21 protein-coding genes are annotated in these 21632 nt (G+C 69.5%); 16 read left to right on the top strand and 5 right to left on the bottom strand.

Annotated elements, in window-relative coordinates; genetic code table 11:
* Positions 1-119: 119 nt before the first annotated feature.
* The gene (tsaE, locus tag HII28_RS07970) at positions 120-593 is read left to right on the top strand and encodes a tRNA (adenosine(37)-N6)-threonylcarbamoyltransferase complex ATPase subunit type 1 TsaE (RefSeq protein WP_240977697.1); all 474 of its coding nucleotides are present in this window, start codon (positions 120-122) and stop codon (positions 591-593) included.
* A gap of 92 nt (positions 594-685) precedes the next feature.
* Here tsaE and HII28_RS07965 read toward each other — a convergent pair whose 3' ends face one another.
* Complete coding sequence (locus tag HII28_RS07965; protein WP_170024907.1) at positions 686-2131, bottom strand: PLP-dependent aminotransferase family protein; 1446 nt, start codon at positions 2129-2131, stop codon at positions 686-688.
* Positions 2132-2198: 67 nt separating this feature from the next.
* Here HII28_RS07965 and HII28_RS20155 point away from each other — a divergent pair, with 67 nt between their 5' ends.
* From HII28_RS20155 to HII28_RS07935, 6 genes are all read left to right on the top strand, one after another.
* Positions 2199-3197: a DMT family transporter gene (locus tag HII28_RS20155; RefSeq protein WP_170024906.1), complete on the top strand. Its 999-nt coding sequence runs from the start codon at positions 2199-2201 to the stop codon at positions 3195-3197.
* 3 nt (positions 3198-3200) lie between these two features.
* Positions 3201-3824, top strand: a complete 624-nt coding sequence (gene tsaB, locus HII28_RS07955) for a tRNA (adenosine(37)-N6)-threonylcarbamoyltransferase complex dimerization subunit type 1 TsaB (protein ID WP_170024905.1) — start codon at positions 3201-3203, stop codon at positions 3822-3824.
* On the top strand, positions 3821-4351 hold the full coding sequence (rimI, locus tag HII28_RS07950) for a ribosomal protein S18-alanine N-acetyltransferase (RefSeq protein WP_170024904.1): 531 nt from the start codon (positions 3821-3823) through the stop codon (positions 4349-4351). Before tsaB ends, rimI begins: the two co-directional genes overlap by 4 nt.
* Complete coding sequence (gene tsaD / locus HII28_RS07945) at positions 4348-5412, top strand: tRNA (adenosine(37)-N6)-threonylcarbamoyltransferase complex transferase subunit TsaD (RefSeq protein WP_170024903.1); 1065 nt, start codon at positions 4348-4350, stop codon at positions 5410-5412. The genes rimI and tsaD overlap by 4 nt, the downstream gene beginning before the upstream one ends.
* 224 nt (positions 5413-5636) lie before the next feature.
* Positions 5637-6158 carry a DUF4190 domain-containing protein gene (locus HII28_RS07940; protein ID WP_170024902.1) on the top strand — a complete coding sequence of 174 codons (522 nt, stop codon included), beginning with the start codon at positions 5637-5639 and terminating at the stop codon, positions 6156-6158.
* 164 nt (positions 6159-6322) lie between these two features.
* Positions 6323-6955 carry a DUF4190 domain-containing protein gene (locus HII28_RS07935; RefSeq protein ID WP_170023361.1) on the top strand — a complete coding sequence of 211 codons (633 nt, stop codon included), beginning with the start codon at positions 6323-6325 and terminating at the stop codon, positions 6953-6955.
* Between the two features lie 147 nt (positions 6956-7102).
* Here HII28_RS07935 and HII28_RS07930 read toward each other — a convergent pair whose 3' ends face one another.
* Positions 7103-8308 carry a class I SAM-dependent methyltransferase gene (locus tag HII28_RS07930; RefSeq protein ID WP_170024901.1) on the bottom strand — a complete coding sequence of 402 codons (1206 nt, stop codon included), beginning with the start codon at positions 8306-8308 and terminating at the stop codon, positions 7103-7105.
* 229 nt (positions 8309-8537) lie between these two features.
* On the opposite strand from HII28_RS07930, the gene HII28_RS07925 reads away from it, so the two are divergent.
* From HII28_RS07925 to guaB, 5 genes are all read left to right on the top strand, one after another.
* Positions 8538-9098: a flavin reductase family protein gene (locus tag HII28_RS07925; RefSeq protein ID WP_170024900.1), complete on the top strand. Its 561-nt coding sequence runs from the start codon at positions 8538-8540 to the stop codon at positions 9096-9098.
* A gap of 175 nt (positions 9099-9273) precedes the next feature.
* Complete coding sequence (groES, locus tag HII28_RS07920; RefSeq protein WP_170024899.1) at positions 9274-9570, top strand: co-chaperone GroES; 297 nt, start codon at positions 9274-9276, stop codon at positions 9568-9570.
* Between the two features lie 387 nt (positions 9571-9957).
* Complete coding sequence (gene rarD, locus HII28_RS07915; RefSeq protein ID WP_346769322.1) at positions 9958-10884, top strand: EamA family transporter RarD; 927 nt, start codon at positions 9958-9960, stop codon at positions 10882-10884.
* A gap of 205 nt (positions 10885-11089) precedes the next feature.
* Positions 11090-11470, top strand: coding sequence for a hypothetical protein (locus HII28_RS07910; protein WP_170024897.1), 381 nt, complete (start codon positions 11090-11092; stop codon positions 11468-11470).
* 200 nt (positions 11471-11670) lie between these two features.
* On the top strand, positions 11671-13200 hold the full coding sequence (gene guaB / locus HII28_RS07905; protein ID WP_277348399.1) for an IMP dehydrogenase: 1530 nt from the start codon (positions 11671-11673) through the stop codon (positions 13198-13200).
* Positions 13201-13265: 65 nt separating this feature from the next.
* On the opposite strand, the gene HII28_RS07900 is transcribed toward guaB, so the two are convergent.
* Entirely contained in the window at positions 13266-13688 is a 423-nt protein-coding gene (locus tag HII28_RS07900) for a DUF1707 domain-containing protein (protein ID WP_170024896.1), read from the bottom strand.
* A gap of 231 nt (positions 13689-13919) precedes the next feature.
* On the opposite strand from HII28_RS07900, the gene HII28_RS07895 reads away from it, so the two are divergent.
* A complete protein-coding gene (locus HII28_RS07895; protein WP_170024895.1) occupies positions 13920-14957 on the top strand; it encodes an NAD(P)-dependent alcohol dehydrogenase in 1038 nt (345 codons plus the stop codon).
* Positions 14958-14986: 29 nt separating this feature from the next.
* On the opposite strand, the gene HII28_RS07890 is transcribed toward HII28_RS07895, so the two are convergent.
* A complete protein-coding gene (locus HII28_RS07890; protein WP_170024894.1) occupies positions 14987-16705 on the bottom strand; it encodes an FUSC family protein in 1719 nt (572 codons plus the stop codon).
* A gap of 22 nt (positions 16706-16727) precedes the next feature.
* On the bottom strand, positions 16728-17882 hold the full coding sequence (locus HII28_RS07885) for an aminotransferase class I/II-fold pyridoxal phosphate-dependent enzyme (protein WP_170024893.1): 1155 nt from the start codon (positions 17880-17882) through the stop codon (positions 16728-16730).
* A 155-nt stretch (positions 17883-18037) separates the two neighbouring features.
* Between HII28_RS07885 and HII28_RS07880 the strand changes: the two genes are divergently transcribed.
* The 3 genes from HII28_RS07880 (at position 18038) to HII28_RS07870 (ending at position 21609) form a co-directional block, all read left to right on the top strand.
* Positions 18038-19156: a GuaB3 family IMP dehydrogenase-related protein gene (locus HII28_RS07880; RefSeq protein WP_170026029.1), complete on the top strand. Its 1119-nt coding sequence runs from the start codon at positions 18038-18040 to the stop codon at positions 19154-19156.
* A gap of 67 nt (positions 19157-19223) precedes the next feature.
* Entirely contained in the window at positions 19224-20945 is a 1722-nt protein-coding gene (locus HII28_RS07875) for a glycerol-3-phosphate dehydrogenase/oxidase (RefSeq protein WP_170024892.1), read from the top strand.
* 133 nt (positions 20946-21078) lie between these two features.
* A complete protein-coding gene (locus HII28_RS07870; protein ID WP_170024891.1) occupies positions 21079-21609 on the top strand; it encodes a TrkA C-terminal domain-containing protein in 531 nt (176 codons plus the stop codon).
* The last annotated feature ends 23 nt before the right edge of the window (positions 21610-21632 follow it).

The following is a 21632-nucleotide window of genomic DNA, read 5'->3' as shown; positions in this document are numbered from 1 at the left end:
CGAACGGCGGTGGGTCGATCGGTGATCGTCCGGGCGGCGAGGACGCCGGCCACGCGGGCGAGCAAGGCCGGACGGCGACCCACCTGGCCGGCATCCGCACGATTCCGACCACCGAGGAGATGGAGCAGTTCGGCCGCGACCTCGGCCGCCGGCTGAGCGCAGGCGACCTCGTGGTGCTGACCGGTCCGCTGGGTGCAGGTAAGACGACGCTGACGCGTGGCCTCGGGGACGGACTCGGCGTGCGCGGACCGGTGACGAGCCCCACGTTCGTGCTGGCGAGGACGCATCCGTCGTTGACCGGCGGACCCGCGCTCGTGCACGTGGACGCCTACCGCCTCGGCTCGGCGCTCGAACTCGACGATCTCGACATCGACTTCGCGGGATCGGTCGTCGTCGTCGAGTGGGGCAGCGGAATGCTGGACGGCGTCGCCGACTCCTGGCTCGATGTCTCGATCGAGCGCCCGACGGGCGCGGGCGGTGAAGAAGCCGATGACGACACGGAAGACGGTGCCGCCGACGTCGCAGACGAGCCGCGGATCGTGACCGTGACACCTCACGGTCCCCGCTGGGGGAGCACGTCCTCGCACCGCTGATCGAGCCCGCCCGAGCGCGTCCTCGCACCGCCGATCGAGCCCGTCGAGACTTGCTCCGGGCGGCGTCCGGGAGTCGGCCGGTGCCGACGAGCTCAGCCGGTTGGGGCGGTCGCCTCAACCAGTCGGCCGATCGTCCGCACGGCGCGCTCGAGGATGGCGGGTGAATGGTGCCCGTAGGCGATGACGATCCCGGGGCGCCCTGCCCGACTGCGCATGGGCGACAGCGGAGCGACGCGGATGCCGTTTTCCCGCGCGTCCTCGGCGAGCTTCACGTCGTCCACGTGATCGGGGAGCAGCACCAGCACATGCAGTCCGGCTGCGACGCCCTGCACCTCGGCCTGCGGAAGGTACCGCGATACCGCGGCCACCGCCGCGTCCCTGCGCTGCCTGTGCCTGGTGCGCAGCGTACGGAGCTGCCGCTCCAGGATCCCGGATTTCAGAAGCCGTGCCAGCACCAGCTGCGCGACGACCGGCGATCCGAGATCGCTCGCCCACCGTCGCTCGGCGAGCTCGTCGTGCAGGCGCTTCGGCGGCACGAGCCAACCCAGGCGGAGGGCAGGCGCCAGGGTCTTCGAGAGGCTGGAGACATAGGCGATCCGGTGCGGTGCCAACGACTGGAGGGCGCGAACGGGCATCCGGTCGTAGCGGTGCTCGGCGTCGTAGTCGTCCTCGATGACGATGCCGTCGACCTCCTCCGCCCAGTCCACGAGTGCCAGGCGGCGCTCGGGTGCGAGCACCACCCCGGTCGGATACTCGTGCGCGGGTGTGACGACGACGACCCGCGCTCCCGTGCTGCGCAGGGCGCCGACGTCGATCCCGTCGTCGTCGACGTCCACGGGAACCGTCTCGTCGACCCAGTAGTCCAGCAGGCGGCGGGTGCCCGTCGAACCCGGATCCTCCATCGCCCAGCGCGTGAGGTCGTGCGTGCGCAAGGTCTGCGCCAGGAGGGCGATCGCTCCGGTCACTCCGCCTGTCACGATGACATCGTCGGGCGTGCAGACCACGCCCCTGCTGCGCGCCAGCCACTCGCTCAGCGCCTCGCGGAGAACGAGCGGCCCCTCCGGCCTGCTGTAGCCGAGTTCCCTGGCGCCGGCCGTGTCGAGCACCTCGCGTTCGGCACGCAGCCATGCGGCACGCGGAAACGCGGACAGGTCGGGCAGTCCGGTGGAGAGGTCGAGGATCGGCTCCGGGGATCGCGCCGCCGAGCCGGCTGCCGAATTGTGCAGCGTGGATCCACTCGCCGCGTCCGGGGTTTCGACCGAAGCCGCAGCTCGCGGGCCGCGGCTGCCTGTGACGATCGTGCCGCCGCCGCGGTTGGTCGCCAGCAGGCCTTCCTCGAGCAGACGGCGATAGGCCTCGGCGACGGTGCCGCGCGCGAGCCCGAGCTCCGCGGCGAGCACCCGGGTCGCAGGCAGCCGTGCACCGTGCGGAAGGCGTCCGTCCGCGACGGCCGCGCGCAGCTGACTCGCCAGCCACGCCGTGCGCTCGCCGGCAGGAGCTTGCCCTGAGTCGAGCTGGAGGAAATCGGATGCTCCCATTTGGCACACCACGTTACGTCGCTCTTGGCACTGTGCACCAGTCCATATATCGAAGAGCATCGCTGTCATGACCACCTCCCGGGCAACCCTCCGGACCGCATCTCGGGCCGCCGATCAGGTCGACGCGGACCCCGCGGGCGTCGCAGGCGCGACCGCGAGACGCGGGTCCCACCTGGCCGCGGCCGTACGCGGATCCGTCTCGATGATGTTCGTCGGCAGTGTCGTCGCGCTCACCGGCGGCGTGCTGCGGTTCGCGCCGGTGTTCGCCGTGCAGAGCCTCCGGTACGCGCTCGCGGCGATCGCCCTGCTCGTTTTCGTCCGCGTATTCCGCGCCCGGCTCGTGCTGCCGCACGGAAGGGAATGGATCTGGATCGTTGCGGGCTCGGCCACCGGCCTCGTTGCATTCAACGTCGCCCTCGTGGTCGGTACAGCGCACGCCGATCCGGCCGTCCTGGGCGCGGCCGTCGCGTGCGTACCCGTCGTGCTGGCGGTCCTGTCACCGCTGCTGCGCCGGCGCGCACCGAGCCTGCGGATCGTCGCGGCGGCCGTGGTCGTGGCGCTCGGCGCCGTTGCCGTGGAAGGCGGCGGGCACGCCGACGGCCTCGGCATCGCCATGGCCGTCGTGCTCATGCTGTGCGAGGCCGCATTCACGCTCCTCGGTGCGCGCGTGATCGACCGGGTCGGCTCATGGACCTATTCGCTCGCGACCACGACGATCGCCGCCGTCGCGTGCGGAGCGATCTCCGTGGGCTTCGAGCGTGCGCACTGGCCGGAGCTCCTGTCCGTGCCCGTGCTGCTCGGCATCGTGTACGCGGGTGCGATCGCCACGGCATCCGCCTACGTGCTGTGGTTCACGAGCGTCGGTCGTGTCGGCGCAGCGGTCACCGGTCTGACCGGCGGATTCGCGCCGCCGACGGCGGCGCTCCTCGGCGTTCTGTTCGGAGCGGACCTCCCCTCACCCATCGGCTGGATGGGGATGGCCGCCATCGCGGTGGGACTCGCGTGGGGATTCGCGGCGCCGCGTGCCGCCGACGATCCGTTGACCGGCCGCCGTGACTACGCTTGACGGGTGCTCCTCGCCATAGACACCTCCGCCGGCACGTCCGTGGCCGTCGTCGACCGCGACGCCGGGGTCCTCAGCGAGCTGAGCACCGTGGACACGATGAGGCACGCCGAGGTGATCGGCGGGATGATCCGGGATGCGCTCGTGCAGGCATCCGTCACTCCCGAGCGGCTGTCCGGCGTCGTCGCCGGAATGGGTCCAGGTCCGTTCACCGGACTGCGCGTCGGCATCGCCGCCGCCAAGGCCTTCGCGCTGGGCGCTGGCAAGCCGCTCGTCCCGCTCGTCAGCCACGACGCGGTCGCGCTGGAGCGCTACGGGGCCGGTCACTCCGGACGCCTCCTCGTCGTGACGGATGCGCGTCGCCGCGAGCTCTACTGGAGCGAGTACGGCGGCATCGACGAGGTGGGCATCCCGCTACGCATCGGCGGCCCGGGCCTCGGCAAGCCGGATGCGCTGCCGCACGCCGATGGCGGGTCGCGGTACGACGCCGCATCCGTCTCCGCCGGACAGCTCGGGCTTCTCGCGGAGTGGCTCTACTTCCATCACCGCCCGTTCGCGGAGGACCGTCCGCTGTACCTGCGGTCGCCTGATGTAACGCCGTCCAGCGGCCCCAAGCGGGTGACGGCATGACGGCCGGGCCGACCTTGCGGCGGGCGACACGGGCGGATCTCGACGCCATCATGGCGCTCGAGACGTCCATCTTCGTGACGGATGCCTGGTCCAGCGCGGGCATGGCATCCGAGTTGGCCGGTGAGCACTCCCACTACCTCGTGGCCGACGACGATGGCGAGGTCGTCGCATACGGCGGCCTCCGGGCGGTGAGCGGATCGCTGGATGCGGACATCCAGACCATCGCCGTCGCTCCCGGACACCGTCGCCACGGCCTCGGCCGCCGGCTCATGGTCGCGATGATCGAGGAGGCCGCCTCGCGCGGTGTCCGCGATGTGTTCCTCGAGGTGCGCGCCGACAACCCGAACGCCCAGCAGCTGTACCGCTCCCTCGGATTCGAGGCGCTTGCCGTGCGACCGCACTACTACCAGCCGGATGACGTCGACGCGGTCGTCATGCGTCTCATTCTCCCGTCGCCGGACTCCGTGGGCGGCGGCGACGGAGTCGGTTCCGCGAGCGAGCGCAGCCAGTCGGAGGGCATCGCATGACCGCAGCGGAACCCCTGGTCATCGGCATCGAGACCTCGTGCGATGAGACCGGCGTCGGCATCGTGCGCGGTACCCGGCTCCTCGCCAACATGATCGCCTCCAGCATGGACGAGCACGCGCGCTACGGCGGAGTCGTGCCCGAGGTCGCGGCGCGCGCGCACCTCGAAGCGCTCGAGCCGACCATCACCGAGGCGGTCGAGCGGGCCGGCATCCGCCTGGCAGACGTCGACGCGGTCGCGGTCACCAGCGGCCCCGGCCTCGCCGGCGCGCTCATGGTCGGCGTCGGCGCTGCTAAGGCGCTCGCCGTCGCGCTGGACAAGCCGCTGTACGGCGTCAATCACCTGGTCGGCCACGTCGGCGCAGACCTGCTGGACGCAGACGGCGGCCCGGGGCGCCAGATCGAGCTGCCGACCATCGCACTGCTCGTCTCGGGCGGCCATACGTCGCTGCTGCACGTGCGCAGTCTCACCGACGACGTCGAGCTGCTCGGCGAGACCATCGACGACGCGGCGGGCGAGGCGTTCGACAAGGTCGCGCGCGTGCTCGGCCTGCCGTATCCGGGGGGACCGCAGATCGATCGTGTCGCACTCGACGGCGATCCAGCGGCCATCCGGTTCCCACGAGGGCTCACGCTGCCCAAGGACATGGCCAAGCACCGGTACGACTTCTCGTTCTCGGGGCTGAAGACCGCTGTTGCGCGCTGGGTCGAGAAACGCGAGGACTCCGGCGAGCCGGTTCCCATTGCGGATGTCGCGGCGAGCTTCCGCGAGGCCGTCGCCGACGTGCTGCTGCGCAAGGCCGTAGCGGCGTGCGTCGACCGGGAGGTGCCGCGCCTGCTGCTGGGCGGCGGCGTCGTCGCCAACGCCCGCGTCAGGCAGCTGGCGCAGGAGCGAGCGGATGCCGCCGGCATCACCCTGCGCATTCCCGCCTTGTCCCTGTGCACCGACAACGGCGCCATGATCGCCGCGCTCGCAGCGCAGCGCATCGCGGCCGGACACGGACCGAGCGGTCTCGACTTCGGGGCGGATTCCACCCTCCCGGTCACCGACATCCAGGTCTGAGCAGACAAGCCGTTCGCCGCCGGCCGGGGCATCGAGCGGCATGCTCGACGAGCTCGGCACGGCTGGCCGCGGTCATAGCTGCGTGACACGCCAGAGACAGCCTTCGTTGACACCCTCAGAGTGCAATGCCAGCATTGGAATACACAGCTTTCGCTCAGGTTTTGTCGCGGGCGAACGGTCGAAGCGTCCGTGCTTCGGCGACAGGTCACGAAAGGACCACGCACATGTCAGACCCCAACGCTCCTCAGGATCCGAATTCGGCTCCGCAGCAGCCTGCCGGGGCCCCCGTGCCTCCTGCTTCGCAGCCGCCGGCAGGCGCTCCGGTTCCTCCGCCCGCCCCGCAGCCGCCCGCCTACGGCGCGCCGGCGCAACCCGTCCCACCGCAGCCGGCGGCTCCCCAGCAGCCCGCCCCGCCGCAGTACGGTGCCGCTCCCGCAGCACCGGCAGCTCCGCAGTACGGTCAGCCCTACGCGCCCGGACCGGTTCAGAAATCGCCGATCCTCAGCATCCTGTCCCTGGTCGGCGGCATCATCGGCATCGTCGGAGCGTTCTTCTACTTCGGTGGACTCTTCGCGATCGCGGCGATCGTCCTCGGCTTCATCGGCAGGAGCCGTGAGCCGCAGGCCAAGGGATTCTGGCTGACCGGCATCATCCTCGGATTCGTCGCCATCGTGATCGAGATCATCGCGATCATCGTCGTCGTTGCGGTCCTGGCGTCGGTGAGTTCGTCCCTGAATTCGTACTGATCAGTCGGTGAGGCGGTCGCAGCAGAGCGATTCGCCTCACCGCGACGGTCATAGCATCGTCGCAACCCGGAGCGTGGTGCCGTCAGGCATCACGCTCCTGCGACATAGAGGCATACTTCGGACGCGCGCGTCGACGGCGTCCGATGGCTCACGAAAGGAACACCATGTCAGACCCCAACGCTCCGCAGAATCCGGAGCAGGTGCCGCAACAGCCTGACGCGGCACCGCAACAGCCTGCACCGCCGCCGCCGGCACAGCCGCCCGTGCCGCCGCAGCCGGGATACGGAGCACCGCAGCCTCCCGCCCCGCCGCAGCCGGGCTATGGCGCACCGCAGCAGCCGTACGGCGCACCGCAACAGCCGTACGGCGCGCCTCAGCAGCCGTATGGCGCACCCCAGCAGCCCGGATACGGTGCGCCTCAGCAGTCGCCGGTTTACGGCGCTCCGCAGCCGCCGGTTCCGCAGTACGGTGCACCGCAGCAGCCGCCCGTTCCGCCCTACGGTGCTCCGCAGTACGGTCAGCCGTACGCGCCGGCACCCGCCGGCAAGTCACCGGTTCTGAGCATCCTCGCGCTGATCGGCGGCATCATCGGCGTGATCTCGCTCGGATGGGGCGCGCTGTTCGGGATCGCCGCCATCGTTCTCGGGTTCCTCGGCAAGTCGCGCGAGCCTCAGGCGAAGGGCATGTGGCTGACGGGCATCATCCTTGGATTCGTGTCCGTGCTGTTCATCGTGCTCTGGATCATCTTCATCATCATCGCCGCGGTGGCGAGCGCGTCCTACAGTTACACATACTGAGCGCGACTCGATCGCACTCGTCCGGGAACGGGTCGTCCTACGGGGCGGCCCGTTCCCGTTTCGTTCTGCGGGTCTGGCTTGTTGCTTCGAGCGATCGTCGATCGGATTCGTCCGGTCCGGCACGCCAGCTCGGCGATCACCGGCCGGTCACGCTCCGGCGGATGCGCCCATCCGCTCGACCAGCAGCGCGACGTGCCGCGCGCCGATCCGGGTCAGCACGAGGGTGCCAGAGCTCTCGCCCTTGAGCTTCAGCCGCTTGCGCAGGGCGGCGGGGTCGACATCCGCTCCGCGCTTCTTGATCTCGAGGGTGCCGATGTGTCGTGCCGCGAGCGCGGCCCGCAGCTCGGACTCCTTGTACGGCAGCTCCTCGAGCACGCGGAACCCGACGGCGAAGTCGGTCTCGACGAATGAGTCTGAGGTGAGGTACGCGATGTCGTGCCGCAGCATCCGTGCCTGGAGACCTCGTGCCAGGTCGCCGATGAGCCTGGCACGGATGACGGCGCCGTCCGGCTCGTACAGGTAGTCGCCCAGCTCGCCGACCGGTTCGTCGTCGGCATCGCCGGCGGCGGTGAGCTCGGCGACGCGATCGCCGTGCAGAACGAGCGCGGCACGACGGATGCCGTCCCGCGCCAGTGTGCCCGTCCAGACGCCCACCTCGACGACCTGGCCGTCGACGGAGACCCACTGGGCTTCCGCGTCGTCGGGGAGCAGTGCGTGGTCGACGCCGGGTCCGAGCTTGACGCCGACGGGCATCCGCTCCGCCACGCCGAACGCGAAGTCGAGGCTGGGCGACCAGTCGCCCGGATCGGAGAGCCGCCTCGTGTTCGCGTGACCCGACGTGCGGCGGGCGGGGTCCAGGTAGACGGCGTTCTGACCGACGAGGTCGACGTCCTCGGCACGGGCGTTCAGCACCTGCGACTGCGGGAACGGGGCCAGGTTGTAGCTGGCGATGGCGGCCGTCACCTCGTCTGCGTCCACGGCCGTGACCTCGAGATCGAGGGCGGAGAATGCCATCGCATCCCCGCCGATGCCGCAGCCGAGATCCGCCACCCTGGTCAGTCCGGCGCGCGAGAACCGCGCGGCGTGGCGCGCGGCGACCGACAGCCGCGTCGCCTGCTCGAGCCCTGCCTCGGTGAACAGCATCCGATCGGCGAACGGCCCGAATTTGCCCGCGGCCTTCGCTCGCAGCTTCGACTGAGTCAGCGCTGCCGCCACCAGGCCGGGCGGATGCCCCTCCTTGCGCAACGCGGACACCGTGCGCACCACGTCTGCTGCGCTCTCGTATCGAGGCAGCGAGTCCAGGAGGCGCAGGCCTTCCGGGCTCAGCAGCTCGACCAGTTCCGCGCGTTCCACTGCGCAAACCTATCGCGACCGGGCCGACGGCGGTTCGGTCGCCCGATCGCAGCGGAGCAGAGCTCGGAACTTGACCTCAACATTGGTTGAGGTTCTAGAGTCGTACACTGGTGGGTGGCGCGCGGCATCACCACGAGCGCACTCTGAGCAACCGCCGGAGCGATGATCGAGCGCCTCCCACCCCCACTCCGTACCTTCCGCGCTCGACAGAAGTCCGACAGAAGCTCGCATGACCACAACCGCATCCTCAACCGCATCCGTCGCAGCTGCAGCCCTGGCTGCCGTGCAGGACGTTCGTTCCGTGCCGCCGCGGGAGGCGACATCCGCCGCCTTCAAGGAGGCCTTCAGACTGCATCCGGCGGGGATCGCGCTGATCACTGCGACGACCGAAGAGGGGCCTGTCGGCCTGACCGCGTCGAGCGTGGCGTCCGTGGGGATCGACCCGCCGTCGCTGGCCTTCTCGGTGACACGCGCGACCGGCAGTGCCGGCGGTATCCTCTCCGCTCCGACGCACCTCGTGCACCTTCTCGACGCGCAGCACGTCGACCTCGCTCGGGTGTTCGCGGTGTCGGGAACGGAGCGGTTCACGGCGGAGCAGGGGTGGTCCTACCTGCCGACGGGCGAGCCGCACCTGGCGGAGGCCCGGGTCGCGCTGAGGTGCCGCATCCTGCAGCAGACCAGTGTCGGATCGTCGGTGCTGGTGCTCGCCGAGGTGCTGGACATCCACGTGGGCGAGCGAGGCGAGTCGGTGGCGTACGTCGACCGCGAGTTCCGCAGACTGGGCGACTGACGTCATACCGGCCGTCGAAGCCGGGGCCGTCGTGCGCACGGCGACGCCCGGACGATGACCCTGGTTTGCACTCACGTTGCACGAGTGCCAACCGTGCGCCTACACTGCTCATTAGCACTCTCAGTGTCAGTGTGCTAACAACGTCTTCAGTACAAAGTACAGAAAGAGGTCAACCGTGTCGGTCTCCATCAAGCCGCTCGAGGATCGCATCGTTATCAAGCAGGTTGAGGCTGAGCAGACCACTGCGTCCGGCCTGGTCATCCCCGACACCGCCAAGGAGAAGCCGCAGGAGGGCGAGGTCATCGCCGTCGGCCCCGGTCGCATCGACGACAACGGCAACCGCGTGCCGCTCGACGTGAACGTCGGCGACAAGGTTCTCTACTCGAAGTACGGCGGAACCGAGGTCAAGTTCGGTGGCGACGAGTTCCTCGTGCTGTCGGCTCGCGACGTGCTGGCGGTCATCGAGCGCTGACGCTCGCGGCACGCTTCGCCGCAACGCTCAAGAAGGGGTCCGGATGCCATGCATCCGGACCCCTTCCGCGTCTCCACCTTGCCCCGACCGCCCCGCCCACTGCCACGGACCCGTTCGGGCGTCGTGCCGGCGCCCGAGCCACGTCTCACGTGCAGAAAACGCACTTCCCGCCGCAGGCGAAGCGCGTTTTCTGCACTTCGCACCGGTTGTCGATCGATGCTCGGTGGCTGAAGCCGAGCCTGGATCGGTCGGCGATCGAGCGCCGGGGGTGACGCATACGATTGGTTGGTGTCCGAATCCGATGCCAGCGCTCAGCAGCCCGAAACGCCGCAAGAGGCGTCACCTGCAGGAACGGACGCATCCGGCCAGTCCCACACCGGCCGCGGCATCTTCTACGCCGTTGCGGCGTATCTCGTCTGGGGCTTCCTGCCGATTTACTTCATCGCGCTCGCGCCGACCGGACCCTTCGAGATCGTCGCGTGGCGCGTTCTGTTCTCGCTCGTCTTCTGCGCGATAGCCATCCTGGTCACGAGGGCATGGCGCCCGTTCGCCGCGATCCTGAAGCGGCCGCGCATCGTGCTCATCATGGGCGCCGCAGGCGCGCTCATCTACGTGAACTGGCAGACGTATGTGTACGCGACGACGTCGGGCCAGGTGGTCGAGGCATCGCTCGGCTACTTCATCAACCCGATCGTGACGGTGCTGCTCGGAGTGATCGTGCTGCGGGAGCGCCTCCGCGTGACGCAGTGGATCGCGATCGGCATCTCGCTCGTCGCCGTCGTGGTGCTCACGGTCGGCTACGGCAAGCTGCCGTGGATCGCCCTCGCCCTCGCGTTCTCCTTCGGCCTCTACGGGCTGGTGAAGAAGCAGGTCGGACGCGATGTGGATGCGCTCAGCGGACTCACGCTCGAGACGGCGTGGCTGGCGCCGGTCGCCGCCGTGCAGCTGATCGTGGTCGGCGCAACCACCGGGATCACGCTCGGTCACGAGGGACCTTGGCACACTGTCGCTCTGGTGGGAGCCGGCGTCATCACCGCCGTGCCGCTGCTGTTCTTCGCAGCGGCATCGAGACGGCTGCCGCTCATCGTGATGGGCTTCATCCAGTACTTCACTCCGATCCTGCAGCTCATCGTCGGGGTAGCGCTGCTGCACGAGCCGATGCCCGTCGAACGCTGGATCGGCTTCGGGCTGGTGTGGGTCGCGCTCGCCGTGCTCACGGTCGATCTCGTACTCGCCGTACGTCGCGACCGCCGAGCAGGAACGGCGAACGAGGAGTCGACGGATGCCGTGGCATCCGACCCGCTGCCCGAGTGAGCATGCCGGGTATCCGCGCCCGAACGTCTGCGGTCCGCCGGTCGTGTGGCGTCGATCGCGCCCGTGCTGATCGCATTGCCCTGATCGCGCTGCCCTGATCCTGCTGAGCTGATCCCGATGTTCCGCCGTTCTCCCCGGCGGGAGCGGGCGATCTCGAAGCGGATCCACGGGGTCGTTCACCGTGCTCCTGGCGCATAGTGGAGGCATGTCGATCGGCACGCTGCTGCTCCTCAGCGCGGTGCTCGGTGCGAACTTCGCGGAGACGTACGCGCTGGCCACGTATCGTCGCGCCGTACGCGGATCGCACCAGCGTTACGTGTGGCGCACACGCTACGTGCTCTTGGCATGCGTCGTCGCCGTGCTGTCGACGGTGATCGCGATCATCGATGTGAGTGCCGGGGACACCGTTTTCGCCGCACTGTGGCTCGCCATCGCGGCCATGCGCGTCGTGGCTCTGGTGCTCAACCGCGACAAGGACGACGACGATTGGTTCAAGCGCACCGGCCGGGCGATCCGCAAGGGCGTGAAGAGGGTGGTCGCAGCGCTCACTCCCACCCCCGGCTCGGCGGCGCCGGTGCCTGCATGAGGCGGCTGATGCGCGCGGCCGCGTCGGGCATCCGGAATTCTTGTCAGTAACACGGCGTTATCCTGGAACATCCGAACGCGCTGGTGCAGGGCGATTGCACCACGATCAGCCCTCCCGACGCGGAGGGTGACGGCGAGCAAGAGCGATGCCGGCGCACACGCGCCGCGTCGGACAGCGGGCGTTCTCGGGATGATCTCCTCATGAACGACCCAGGCGAAGACAGGGGAGAGATGAACCAGGCAGACCCGTTCGGTTTCATGGGATTGACCTACGACGACGTGCTTCTGCTTCCCGGATACTCGGACCTCGCCCCATCGGACATCGATACCACCTCACGGCTGACCCGGGAGATCTCGCTGCGAGTGCCTCTGGTCTCGGCCGCCATGGACACGGTGACGGAAGCGAGGATGGCGATCGCCATGGCCCGCCAGGGCGGCATCGGTGTGCTGCACCGCAACCTGTCGATCGAAGACCAGGCGCGCCAGGTCGATCTCGTCAAGCGCACGCAGACCGGCATCATCGACAACCCCGTGACGATCGGCCAGTCGGCAACGCTCGAGGAGCTCGACACGCTCGCCGGCGAGTACCGCATCTCGGGCTTCCCCGTCGTCGACGGCGACCAGCGGCTGATCGGCATCGTCACGAACCGCGACCTCCGCTTCACGCCGGTCGCCGAGTGGAAGACGACGACCGTGGCCGACGTCATGACTCACGCGCCGCTCATCACGGGTCCGTCGACGATCACGCGCGGAGAGGCCACGACCCTGCTGCGCAAGCACAAGCTCGAGCGACTCCCGCTGATCGACGATTCCGGCCGTCTCACCGGCCTCATCACGGTCAAGGACTTCGTCAAATCGGAGCAGTTCCCGAACGCGTCGCAGGACGGCAGCGGCCGCCTGCTCGTCGGAGCGGCGATCGGCTACTTCGGCGACGCGTGGCAGCGCGCGACGACACTCATCGACGCCGGCGTCGACGTGCTGGTCGCGGACACGGCGCACGGCAACGTCCGCATGCTGATCGAGATGGTCGCCAGGCTGAAGAAGGATCCTGCGACGCGCGACGTGCAGGTCATCGGGGGCAACGTCGCCACCCGCGAAGGAGCGCAGTCGTTCGTCGACGCGGGCGCCGACGGCATCAAGGTCGGTGTCGGCCCAGGCTCCATCTGCACCACGCGCATCATCACCGGCGTCGGGGTGCCGCAGATCACCGCCGTGTACGAGGCATCGCTGGCCGCTCGCGCTGCTGGCGTCCCGATCATCGCCGATGGTGGCATGCGTCACTCGGGAGAGATCGGAAAGGCCATCGTGGCCGGTGCCGAGGCGGTCATGCTCGGCTCGATGCTCGCGGGCACCGAGGAGACGCCTGGCGACACCATCCTGGTGAACGGCAAGCAGTTTAAGGCGTATCGCGGCATGGGCTCACTCGGCGCGATGTCGTCGCGCGGCAAGAAGTCGTATTCGAAGGACCGCTATTTCCAGGCCGAAGTGGCCGATGACTCGCTCATCGTCCCGGAGGGCGTGGAGGGTCAAGTGCCGTTCAAGGGCTCGCTCAACACCGTCGCGCACCAGCTCGTCGGCGGACTGCACCAGACGATGTTCTACGTCGGCGCGCGCACCATCCCCGAACTGCAGGAGAAGGGAAAGTTCGTGCGCATCACGTCGGCGTCGCTGAAGGAGAGCCATCCCCACGACGTGCAGATGACGGTCGAGGCGCCGAACTACTCGCGCTGATCCGAGGCACACACGAAGCGCCTGGCCCTGAGTCCGGGCGCTTCGTCGTTCTGCCGACGAGATCGTCAGCGGCGCCGGCGGTCCTCCGACCCCGGACCGTAGATCACGATGCCGCACAGCGGGATCAGCAAGAAGAACAGCCAGCCCCAGGCCCAGCCGTTCCAGGCGAATCCCGCGATGAAGAACAGGCCGAGTGACAGGAACGGGATGAACGCCATGATGGTGGCGCCGACAGCGCCGCCGAGCGCGCGGGAGTGGCGGCCCCAGTCGTCCTGAGTCGCGGGCGCGGGCGGCCGGGGGAGATCCTTGAACAGGGGAGCGAGGTCACCCCACGTCACGGCCGTGCGGGCGAAGTTGGAGCGCTCTTCGAACTCGGCGGGCGACAGTCTGCCTTCGTCTCGCGCTGTCGCGAGGGCGGCCACGGCATCCGCTCGGTCGCGATCGGCGACACGTTCGGTGGGACGAAGGGGGTTCGCGTAGTCGACCATGTCCCCAGCTTGGCCGCAGCACGCCGTTGATGCCAGTGCGTCGCCCGTTCTGATCCGCACGATCGTGGTGAGGGCCGGCAGTCCTCGTTGCGTCAGCCCTTCTATCCGCTGCGCTCGGCGGGGAGATCGGGCATACGGCATGTGCCGGTCGGAGGTCTGGCCCTCCCGCGCATCCGCGACAAGACTGGATGCGAGCGAGAGCGGCGAACGCGCTCGCCGATTGGGGGAGCCATGAAGGCACTGCAGTATCGCGCCGTCGGCCAGGAGCCGGAGGTCGTGGAACTCGAGACACCGGAACCCGGGCCAGGCCAGGTGAGGCTGAAGGTGACCGCTGCCGGCGCCTGCCACTCCGATTCGTTCGTGATGAGCCTGCCGGAGGAGGCAGCGGCCGGCTACCACCTTCCACTCACTCTCGGGCACGAGGGTGCCGGGATCGTCGACAAGCTCGGCGACGGCGTGATCGGCGTGTCCGTCGGCGAGGCCGTCGCGGTCTACGGGCCGTGGGGTTGCGGGTATTGCTACAACTGCGCCCAGGGCAAGGAGAACTACTGCGAGAACGCGGCCGCCCTGGGGATCCAGCCGCCAGGGCTCGGAGCTCCGGGCGCGATGGCCGAGTACCTCATCGTGGACAACGCACGCCATCTGGTGCCGCTCGGCGACCTGGATCCGGTGCAGAACGTCGCGTTGACGGATGCCGGTCTGACGCCGTACCACGCAATCAAGTACGCCATCGACCGTCTCGCGCCCGGCTCGACCGCCGTCGTGATCGGTGCGGGCGGACTCGGCCACGTCGCGATCCAGATCCTGCGCGCCATCACGAGTGCGAGGGTGATCGCCCTCGATGTGTCGGAGCAGAAACTCGAGCTCGCCCGCGAAGTCGGCGCGCATCACGTGTTCGCCTCGGATGCCACCGCAGCCGACAACGTGCGTTCCGTTGCCCCGCACGGCGTGGACGCCGTCTTCGACTTCGTGGTCATCCAGCCGACGATCGACCTCGGGCAGGCCATCCTGGGCAGCGAGGGACGGCAGTTGCTGGTCGGCGTCGGCGCCGGATCCGCGAAGGTCGGCGTCGTCAGCGGCAACCCGTACGAGTCCTCGATCATGGCGCCGTACTGGGGCAGCCGATCCGAGCTCTTCGAGGTGCTCGAACTGGCCAGGAACGGCAGCGTCACTGTGGAGACGGAGGTGTTCTCGCTCGACGACGCGCCGGAGGCGTACCGGCGCCTGCACGATGGCACGCTTCGCGGGCGAGCGGTCGTCGTGCCCTGAGCCAGGACGTGCCCGTCAAGTGACGGGCTTCAGCGGTCGTGCTGGGCATCCCCGCGCGCCGTCGCGTGGGGCTCGGCCGCGCCCGGCGCTCGCGGACCGGGCACCGTGCTGGTTCGGGTGGCGCCGCTCCGCGCCGGACGGGCGACGAGGCGAAGCGGGGCAGCGAGGTCGGCGACGGCGGTGCCCAGGTCGGGGAACGACGGGGTCTCGAGGCCCTGGAGGGTGACGGGCGTGCCCGCGAGCATCCGTCGGTACTGGCCGAGACGTCGCGCGATGGCGCCCGCCTGGCGAGCGTCGGCACCGCTGAGCGGCTGACCGTGCTCCACATGGGACGCGACCGCGTCCGCCTCCTGACGGCAGGCCTCGAGGGCGGGGATCACGTCGGCGCGGTGGTCATCGCGACGGCGTCGCATGCGGGTCGCCCGCTCCAAGCGCAGCGTCGGACCGAGCTGCTTCAGTCCCGCGATCGTGCCGTCGAGCGCGGCGCGGAGGTACGGAACGGCATCCGGCTCGCGGATGCACGCCAGCAGCAGCCCGGTCAGTGCGCCGAGGACTGCGGCGGTGCGGGCGCGCAGCGCGTCGCCGGTGCGCACAGGCAGCACCCACCAGGCGACAGCGACGGCGAACGCGCCGGCGACGACGATCGCGGCGAGCCGCACGAGCATCACGGGCCCTGGCTGCGTGCCCGTGACCTCCTGCAGGATGGAGAGCATCGCCGTCATCGCCGCAGCCCACCAGCCGTAGCCGGCAGGACGCAGCCACAGGCCGAGCGCGAGGATGACGGCGATGGCGAGCAGCGACATCCCCGCCGCCTGCTGGCTCACCGGGCCGGTGGTGGCCACCAGCGACAGCAACGCGGCCACCACGGTTCCGGCCGCTGCACCGATCGTGCGATGGATGCCCTTGTACACGACGTCGCCTCGCCCGCGGTTTCCGCTCGCGACGAGGTACGCCGTCAGCACGCACCAGAACCAGTGCTCGCCGAACACCAGATGCCCGATCAGGAAGGCACCGCTCAGCGTCACCGCCAGCTGGATGGCCATGCGCGTGCTGGCGATCGGACGCATCCGTCCCCGGCCGGGTCGGATGCCCTGTTGATCCGCGGGCGCGGTTGCGGTCTCGGGTGTTGGTGTCGGCGTTGGTGCTGCGCTGCGTTCCCCTGACTCGGGCGTCGCGACCCCTGCGGGTGGAGCCGTGAGAGCACGCGGTGGCCTCTGCGTCACACCGGTCAGGCGCGCAAGCCACTGCACGAGCAGACCGACGACGGCCACGAGCAGTGCAACGGCTGCACCCCAGAGCGTGAATCCCGGCCCGGGATTCACTGGCGCGGGAACGACGAGCACCGCGATGAAGGGCAGGGCGACGAGGGTGCCGATGCGGGATGCTGTGGGGCCGTAGCGTCGCACCCAGACGCCGGCCGAAAGCACGACGACGAACAGTGCATCGCCCAGAAGCGGAACGCCGACCATCAGTCGCGCCACGCCGACGGCGGCGATGCCGACGAGCGGCAGCATGCAGAGGGAGATCCAGCGCTGGGCGGCGGTCGCACCCGCGCGTTCGTCCGTGAAGCTGATCGACAGCATCACGGCGAGCACGACGAGCGAGGGCCCGCTGCCGAGAATCGCAGCGGGGATGCCCGCGAGAACTCCGCAGATCACCGCAGTCGTGTAGGTGACGGCAGCAGCCCTCAGGCGCAGGAGCCCTGGATCGGCCAGGCTCCTGAGCAGCGACTGCCACGCGTTGCGCATGATCGGCGGTCCGGATCGCTCGTCAGGCCGCCGCGCGTGCCAGGCGGTCGACGGCCTCGGTGAGCACCTCGGGCGAGCATCCGATGTTGAGGCGAACGAATCCTGCTCCCTCGCGCCCGAACGTCAGGCCGCTGTTGACGGCGACTCTGGCGCGTTCGAGTGCGACGGGCGCGGGATCCTCGCCCCAGCCGAGTGCTGAGAGGTCGAGCCAGGTCAGGTAGCTCGCACGGGGCTCGAGGTAGCCGACGGATGGCATCCGCTCTGCGAGCAGCGAGGCCAGGCGACGTCGGTTGTCCTCGATCGAGGCGACCACGCCGTCGAGCCACGCGTCGCCGTGCTCGAACGCTGCAGTGGTCGCCATGCGGCCGAAGAGGCTCGTGCGCACCTCCACCTCCTCGGGAAGCCCCTCGACCAGCGCCGTCGTGCGATCCGACGCGGTGACGAAGAGCGCGCACTTGAGACCGGCGAGGTTGAACGCCTTGCTCGCGGAGTGCGCGGCGATGGTGTGCTCCCGAGCGGCCTCCGACACCGTGAGATAGGGAACGAACGTGGCGTCGGAGTGCGTCAGCGGGGCGTGGATCTCGTCGCTCAGCACGACGGCGCCGTGCCGATCGACGACCTCGCTCAGTGCGGTGAGCTCGTCGCGCGTGTGCACGAGACCGAGCGGATTGTGCGGGTTGCAGAGCAGTACAGCGCGGGCTCCGGATGCCAGCGCCCGCTCGACCGCGTCCAGGTCGATGCGGTAACCACCATCGTCGGAGCGCGCGAGAGGCGCCTCCACGACGCGACCTCCCGCCTCGGGGATGAGCTCGAAGAACGGCGGATACACCGGCGGCATGATCACGACGCCGTCGCCCGGCTCGATGAGGGCGCGGAGGCCCTCGGCGATCACGACGCTGACATCCGTCGTGGTGCGCACGCGGGCGGAATCGACGTCCCAGCCCCAGCGGCGCCGCGCGAAGGAGGCGAATGCCTGCGTCGTAGCCCCGCCGTCGTCGCCGATGTAGCCGGTGTCCGAACGGTCGATCGCGGCGTGCAGCGCGGATGCCACGGGCTCGGCGAGCGGGAAGTCCGACTCCGCGACGAAGAGCGGAAGCACATCCGGCGGGTACGCCGTCCACTTCTCGCTGGTGCGGGTGCGGAGCAGCTCGAGCGGCTGGGCGGCGACACGGTCCATGTCTGCCAGCATGCCATCCGCGGATGGCACGGGGTCCGACCGCAGGTACTAACTATCGCGACTGCGCCGCTCAGAGGCTCAATCAGCGTGGAGGACGTGAGCAGAGGCGCTCCCCTCCTCCACGCTTCAATCGCCTCTAGACTTGCCGGGTGACCATGGAAATCGAGATCGGCCGTGCCAAACGAGCTCGACGCGTCTATGCGTTCGACGACGTCGCCGTGGTGCCGAGCCGCCGCACTCGCGACCCGGAAGACGTGTCGATCTCGTGGACCATCGACGCCTACACGTTCGAGGTACCCATCATCGCGGCGCCGATGGACTCCGTCGTCTCGCCGGCGACCGCGATCATGATCGGCCAGCTCGGCGGTCTCGGAGTGCTCGACCTCGAGGGCGTGTGGACGCGGTACGAGGATCCGGAGCCCGTGCTCGCGGAGATCCGATCGCTGCCGCCGGCGCAGGCCACGAACCGCATGCAGCAGATCTACTCGGAGCCGATCAAGGCCGAGCTGATCCGCGACCGTCTGGCCGAGATCCGCGAGGGCGGGGTCACGGTCGCAGGATCACTCTCGCCGCAGCGCACCCAGGAGTTCTACAAGACCGTCGTCGAGGCGGGTGTCGACCTGTTCGTCATCCGCGGCACGACAGTCTCGGCCGAGCACGTCTCCAAGAATCAGCAGCCGCTCAACCTCAAGAAGTTCATCTACGAGCTCGACGTCCCCGTCATCGTCGGTGGCGCAGCGACCTACACCGCCGCTCTGCACCTCATGCGCACCGGCGCCGCTGGCGTGCTCGTGGGATTCGGCGGAGGCGCGGCGTCAACGACCAGGGCGACCCTCGGCATCCACGCGCCCATGGCGACCGCCGTCGCCGACGTCGCCGGCGCTCGCCGCGACTACCTCGACGAGTCGGGCGGCCGCTACGTGCACGTCATCGCCGACGGCGGCCTCGGCTCCTCAGGCGACGTCGTCAAGGCGATCGCCTGCGGCGCGGATGCCGTCATGCTCGGCACGACGCTGGCTCGCGCCACCGACGCCCCTGGAGGCGGCTGGCACTGGGGTGCCGAGTCACACCATCCCCAGCTGCCGCGCGGACACCGCGTCGAGGTGGGCCAGACCGGCACGCTCGAGGAGATCCTGTACGGACCAGCCCGCGTCGCCGACGGCACCGCGAACCTCGTCGGCGCGCTGCGCCGTTCTATGGCCACCACCGGATACTCGGACCTCAAGGAGTTCCAGCGCGTCGAGGTCGTCGTCGCCCCGTACCAGGGGCACTGAACCGCGACACCGGCACTGAGGCGCATCCGCACCGCACCAGCACGTCGTCCGCAAGGAGAGCTCGTCCATGGCCAGCCGTGAGCCGATCGAACAGTCCGCGAAGCTCGGACCCGCCCAGCGCGCCGAGGCCATCGCCGCGATGCGCGCCGACGAACTGGACGTGCTCGTCATCGGCGGCGGGATCGTGGGAACCGGATCCGCCCTCGACGCCGTGACCCGCGGCCTCAGCGTGGGTCTCGTCGAGCAGCGGGACTGGGCGTCGGGAACCTCAAGCCGGTCGTCCAAGCTCGTGCACGGCGGCATCCGCTACCTCGAACAGCTCGACTTCCGGCTGGTGCGCGAGGCGCTGATCGAGCGAGGACTGCTCCTGCAGCAGCTGGCCCCGCACCTGGTGAAGCCCGTGCGGTTCCTCTACCCGCTGAAGCGCCGGGTCATCGAGCGCTTCTACATCGGCAGCGGGATGCTTCTCTACGACCTGTTCAGCTACACCGGCCTGCGTCCGCCGGGAGTGCCGCACCACAGGCACCTCACCCGCAACCAGGTGCGCAAGCTGTCCCCATCGCTGGCGGCGGATGCCTACATCGGGGGCATCACGTACTACGACGCCCAGGTGGACGACGCACGGTACACCGCGTCCGTCGCCCGCACGGCGGCGCACTACGGTGCACACGTGGCCAACCGCGTACGAGTCGAGGGATTCCTCAAGGTGGGCGAGCGGGTCGTCGGCGTTCGGGCGCGGGATCGCGAGACGGGCGAGCTGTTCGAGATCCGCGCGAAGCAGGTCGTGAACGCCACTGGCGTGTGGACGGATGACACCCAGTCCATGGTCGGCGAGCGCGGCCAGTTCAAGGTGCGCGCGTCCAAGGGCATCCACCTGGTCGTGCCGCGAGACCGGTTCCAGTCGGCGTCGGGGCTGCTGCTGCGCACCGAGAAGAGCGTGCTCTTCGTCATCCCGTGGGGTAGGCACTGGTTGATCGGCACGACGGACACCGACTGGAAGCTCGACAAGGCGCATCCGGCCGCGACGGCCGCAGACATCGACTACCTGCTGGGCCACGTGAACGCGGTGCTCGGCGTGCCGCTCACCCGGGAGGACGTCGAGGGCGTCTACGCCGGGCTGCGTCCGCTGCTGGCCGGCGAGTCCGACCAGACGTCCAAGCTGTCGCGCGAGCACATCGTCGCGCACGCGGTCCCCGGCCTGGTCGTGATCGCCGGCGGCAAGTGGACCACGTATCGGGTCATGGCGAAGGATGCCATCGACGCGGCCGCGTCCGCTCTCGACGGCAAGGTGCCGGTATCCGCCACTGCCGAGATCCCGCTCGTCGGCGCCGTCGGATACCGCGCAGCGTGGAACCGCAGGGCGCGGATCGCGCGCAAGGCCGGCATCCATGTCACTCGCGTCGAGCACCTGCTGAACCGATATGGAACCCTCGCGCAGGAGGTGCTGGACCTCATCGTGAGCCGGCCGGAACTCGCCGAGCCGCTGCCCGGTGCCGACGACTACGTCGCAGCCGAGGTGGTCTACGCGACATCGCACGAAGGAGCGCTGCACGTGGACGACGTGCTCGCGCGCCGCACGCGCATCTCGATCGAGGCGTGGGATCGCGGCGTGTCAGCCGCGCCCGTCGCCGCACGCCTCATGGGCGAGGAGCTCGGCTGGGACGAGGAGCGCATCGAGCGCGAGATCGCCTATTACCTGCGCCGTGTCACTGCCGAGCGCGCGTCGCAGGAGCAGCCGGATGACGCATCCGCCGACCGTGTCCGCCTGGAGGCCCCTGACCTGGGGTGAGGGGCAGTCGCGCTGACACCCGCATCGGGGCAGGGCGCGGAGACCGCGTTCACCCAGGGCGGAGGCCCGCCGGGCGGCGGGCCGCGGACCGCTGACTAGACTGGAAAGACGCAGATGCACGGGAGTCCACACGATGGTTGACGTTCGACGGGTGAAGCTTCCCGGGGTCGGTGTGCTGCACACATTCATCACGGATGACGGCGGCAAAGTAGGCGTCATCGCTCACCGCTCCGGGCACTCAGACCTCATCACGTTCTCGGACAACGAAGACACGGCCAATGTGACCAAGGTGTCTCTTCGCCTCAACGAAGACGAGGCGCACACCCTCGCCGAGCTGCTCGGCGGAACGCAGATCACCGAGTCGCTGACGGCGCTCGATCAAATCCCGGGCCTGTCCATCGACTGGTTCACCGTCGACTACGAGGACTACATCGCCGGTCAGCGTCTCGGCAGCCCGGCCGAGGTCGGCATGGTCGGCCTGACCGTCGTTGCCGTCGTGCGCGGAGATTCGACCAACCCGGCACCGGCCGCCGACTTCAAGGTCTTCCCGGGCGACACCCTGGTCGTCGCCGGCTCGCCCGAGAAGGTCGCCAAGGCGTTCACGTACTTCCGCACGGGCGAGGTGGCCAAGCCAGCCCTCGCCGACGCTCCGCCCGGAGTGTGACGTGACCGTCGCCGTCGTGCCCG

The organism is Planctomonas sp. JC2975 (assembly GCF_012985205.1).
Lineage (GTDB): Bacteria > Actinomycetota > Actinomycetes > Actinomycetales > Microbacteriaceae > Humibacter.
The sequence above is the reverse complement of the archived record's forward strand: the minus strand, read 5'-3'. Positions and strand labels throughout refer to the sequence as shown.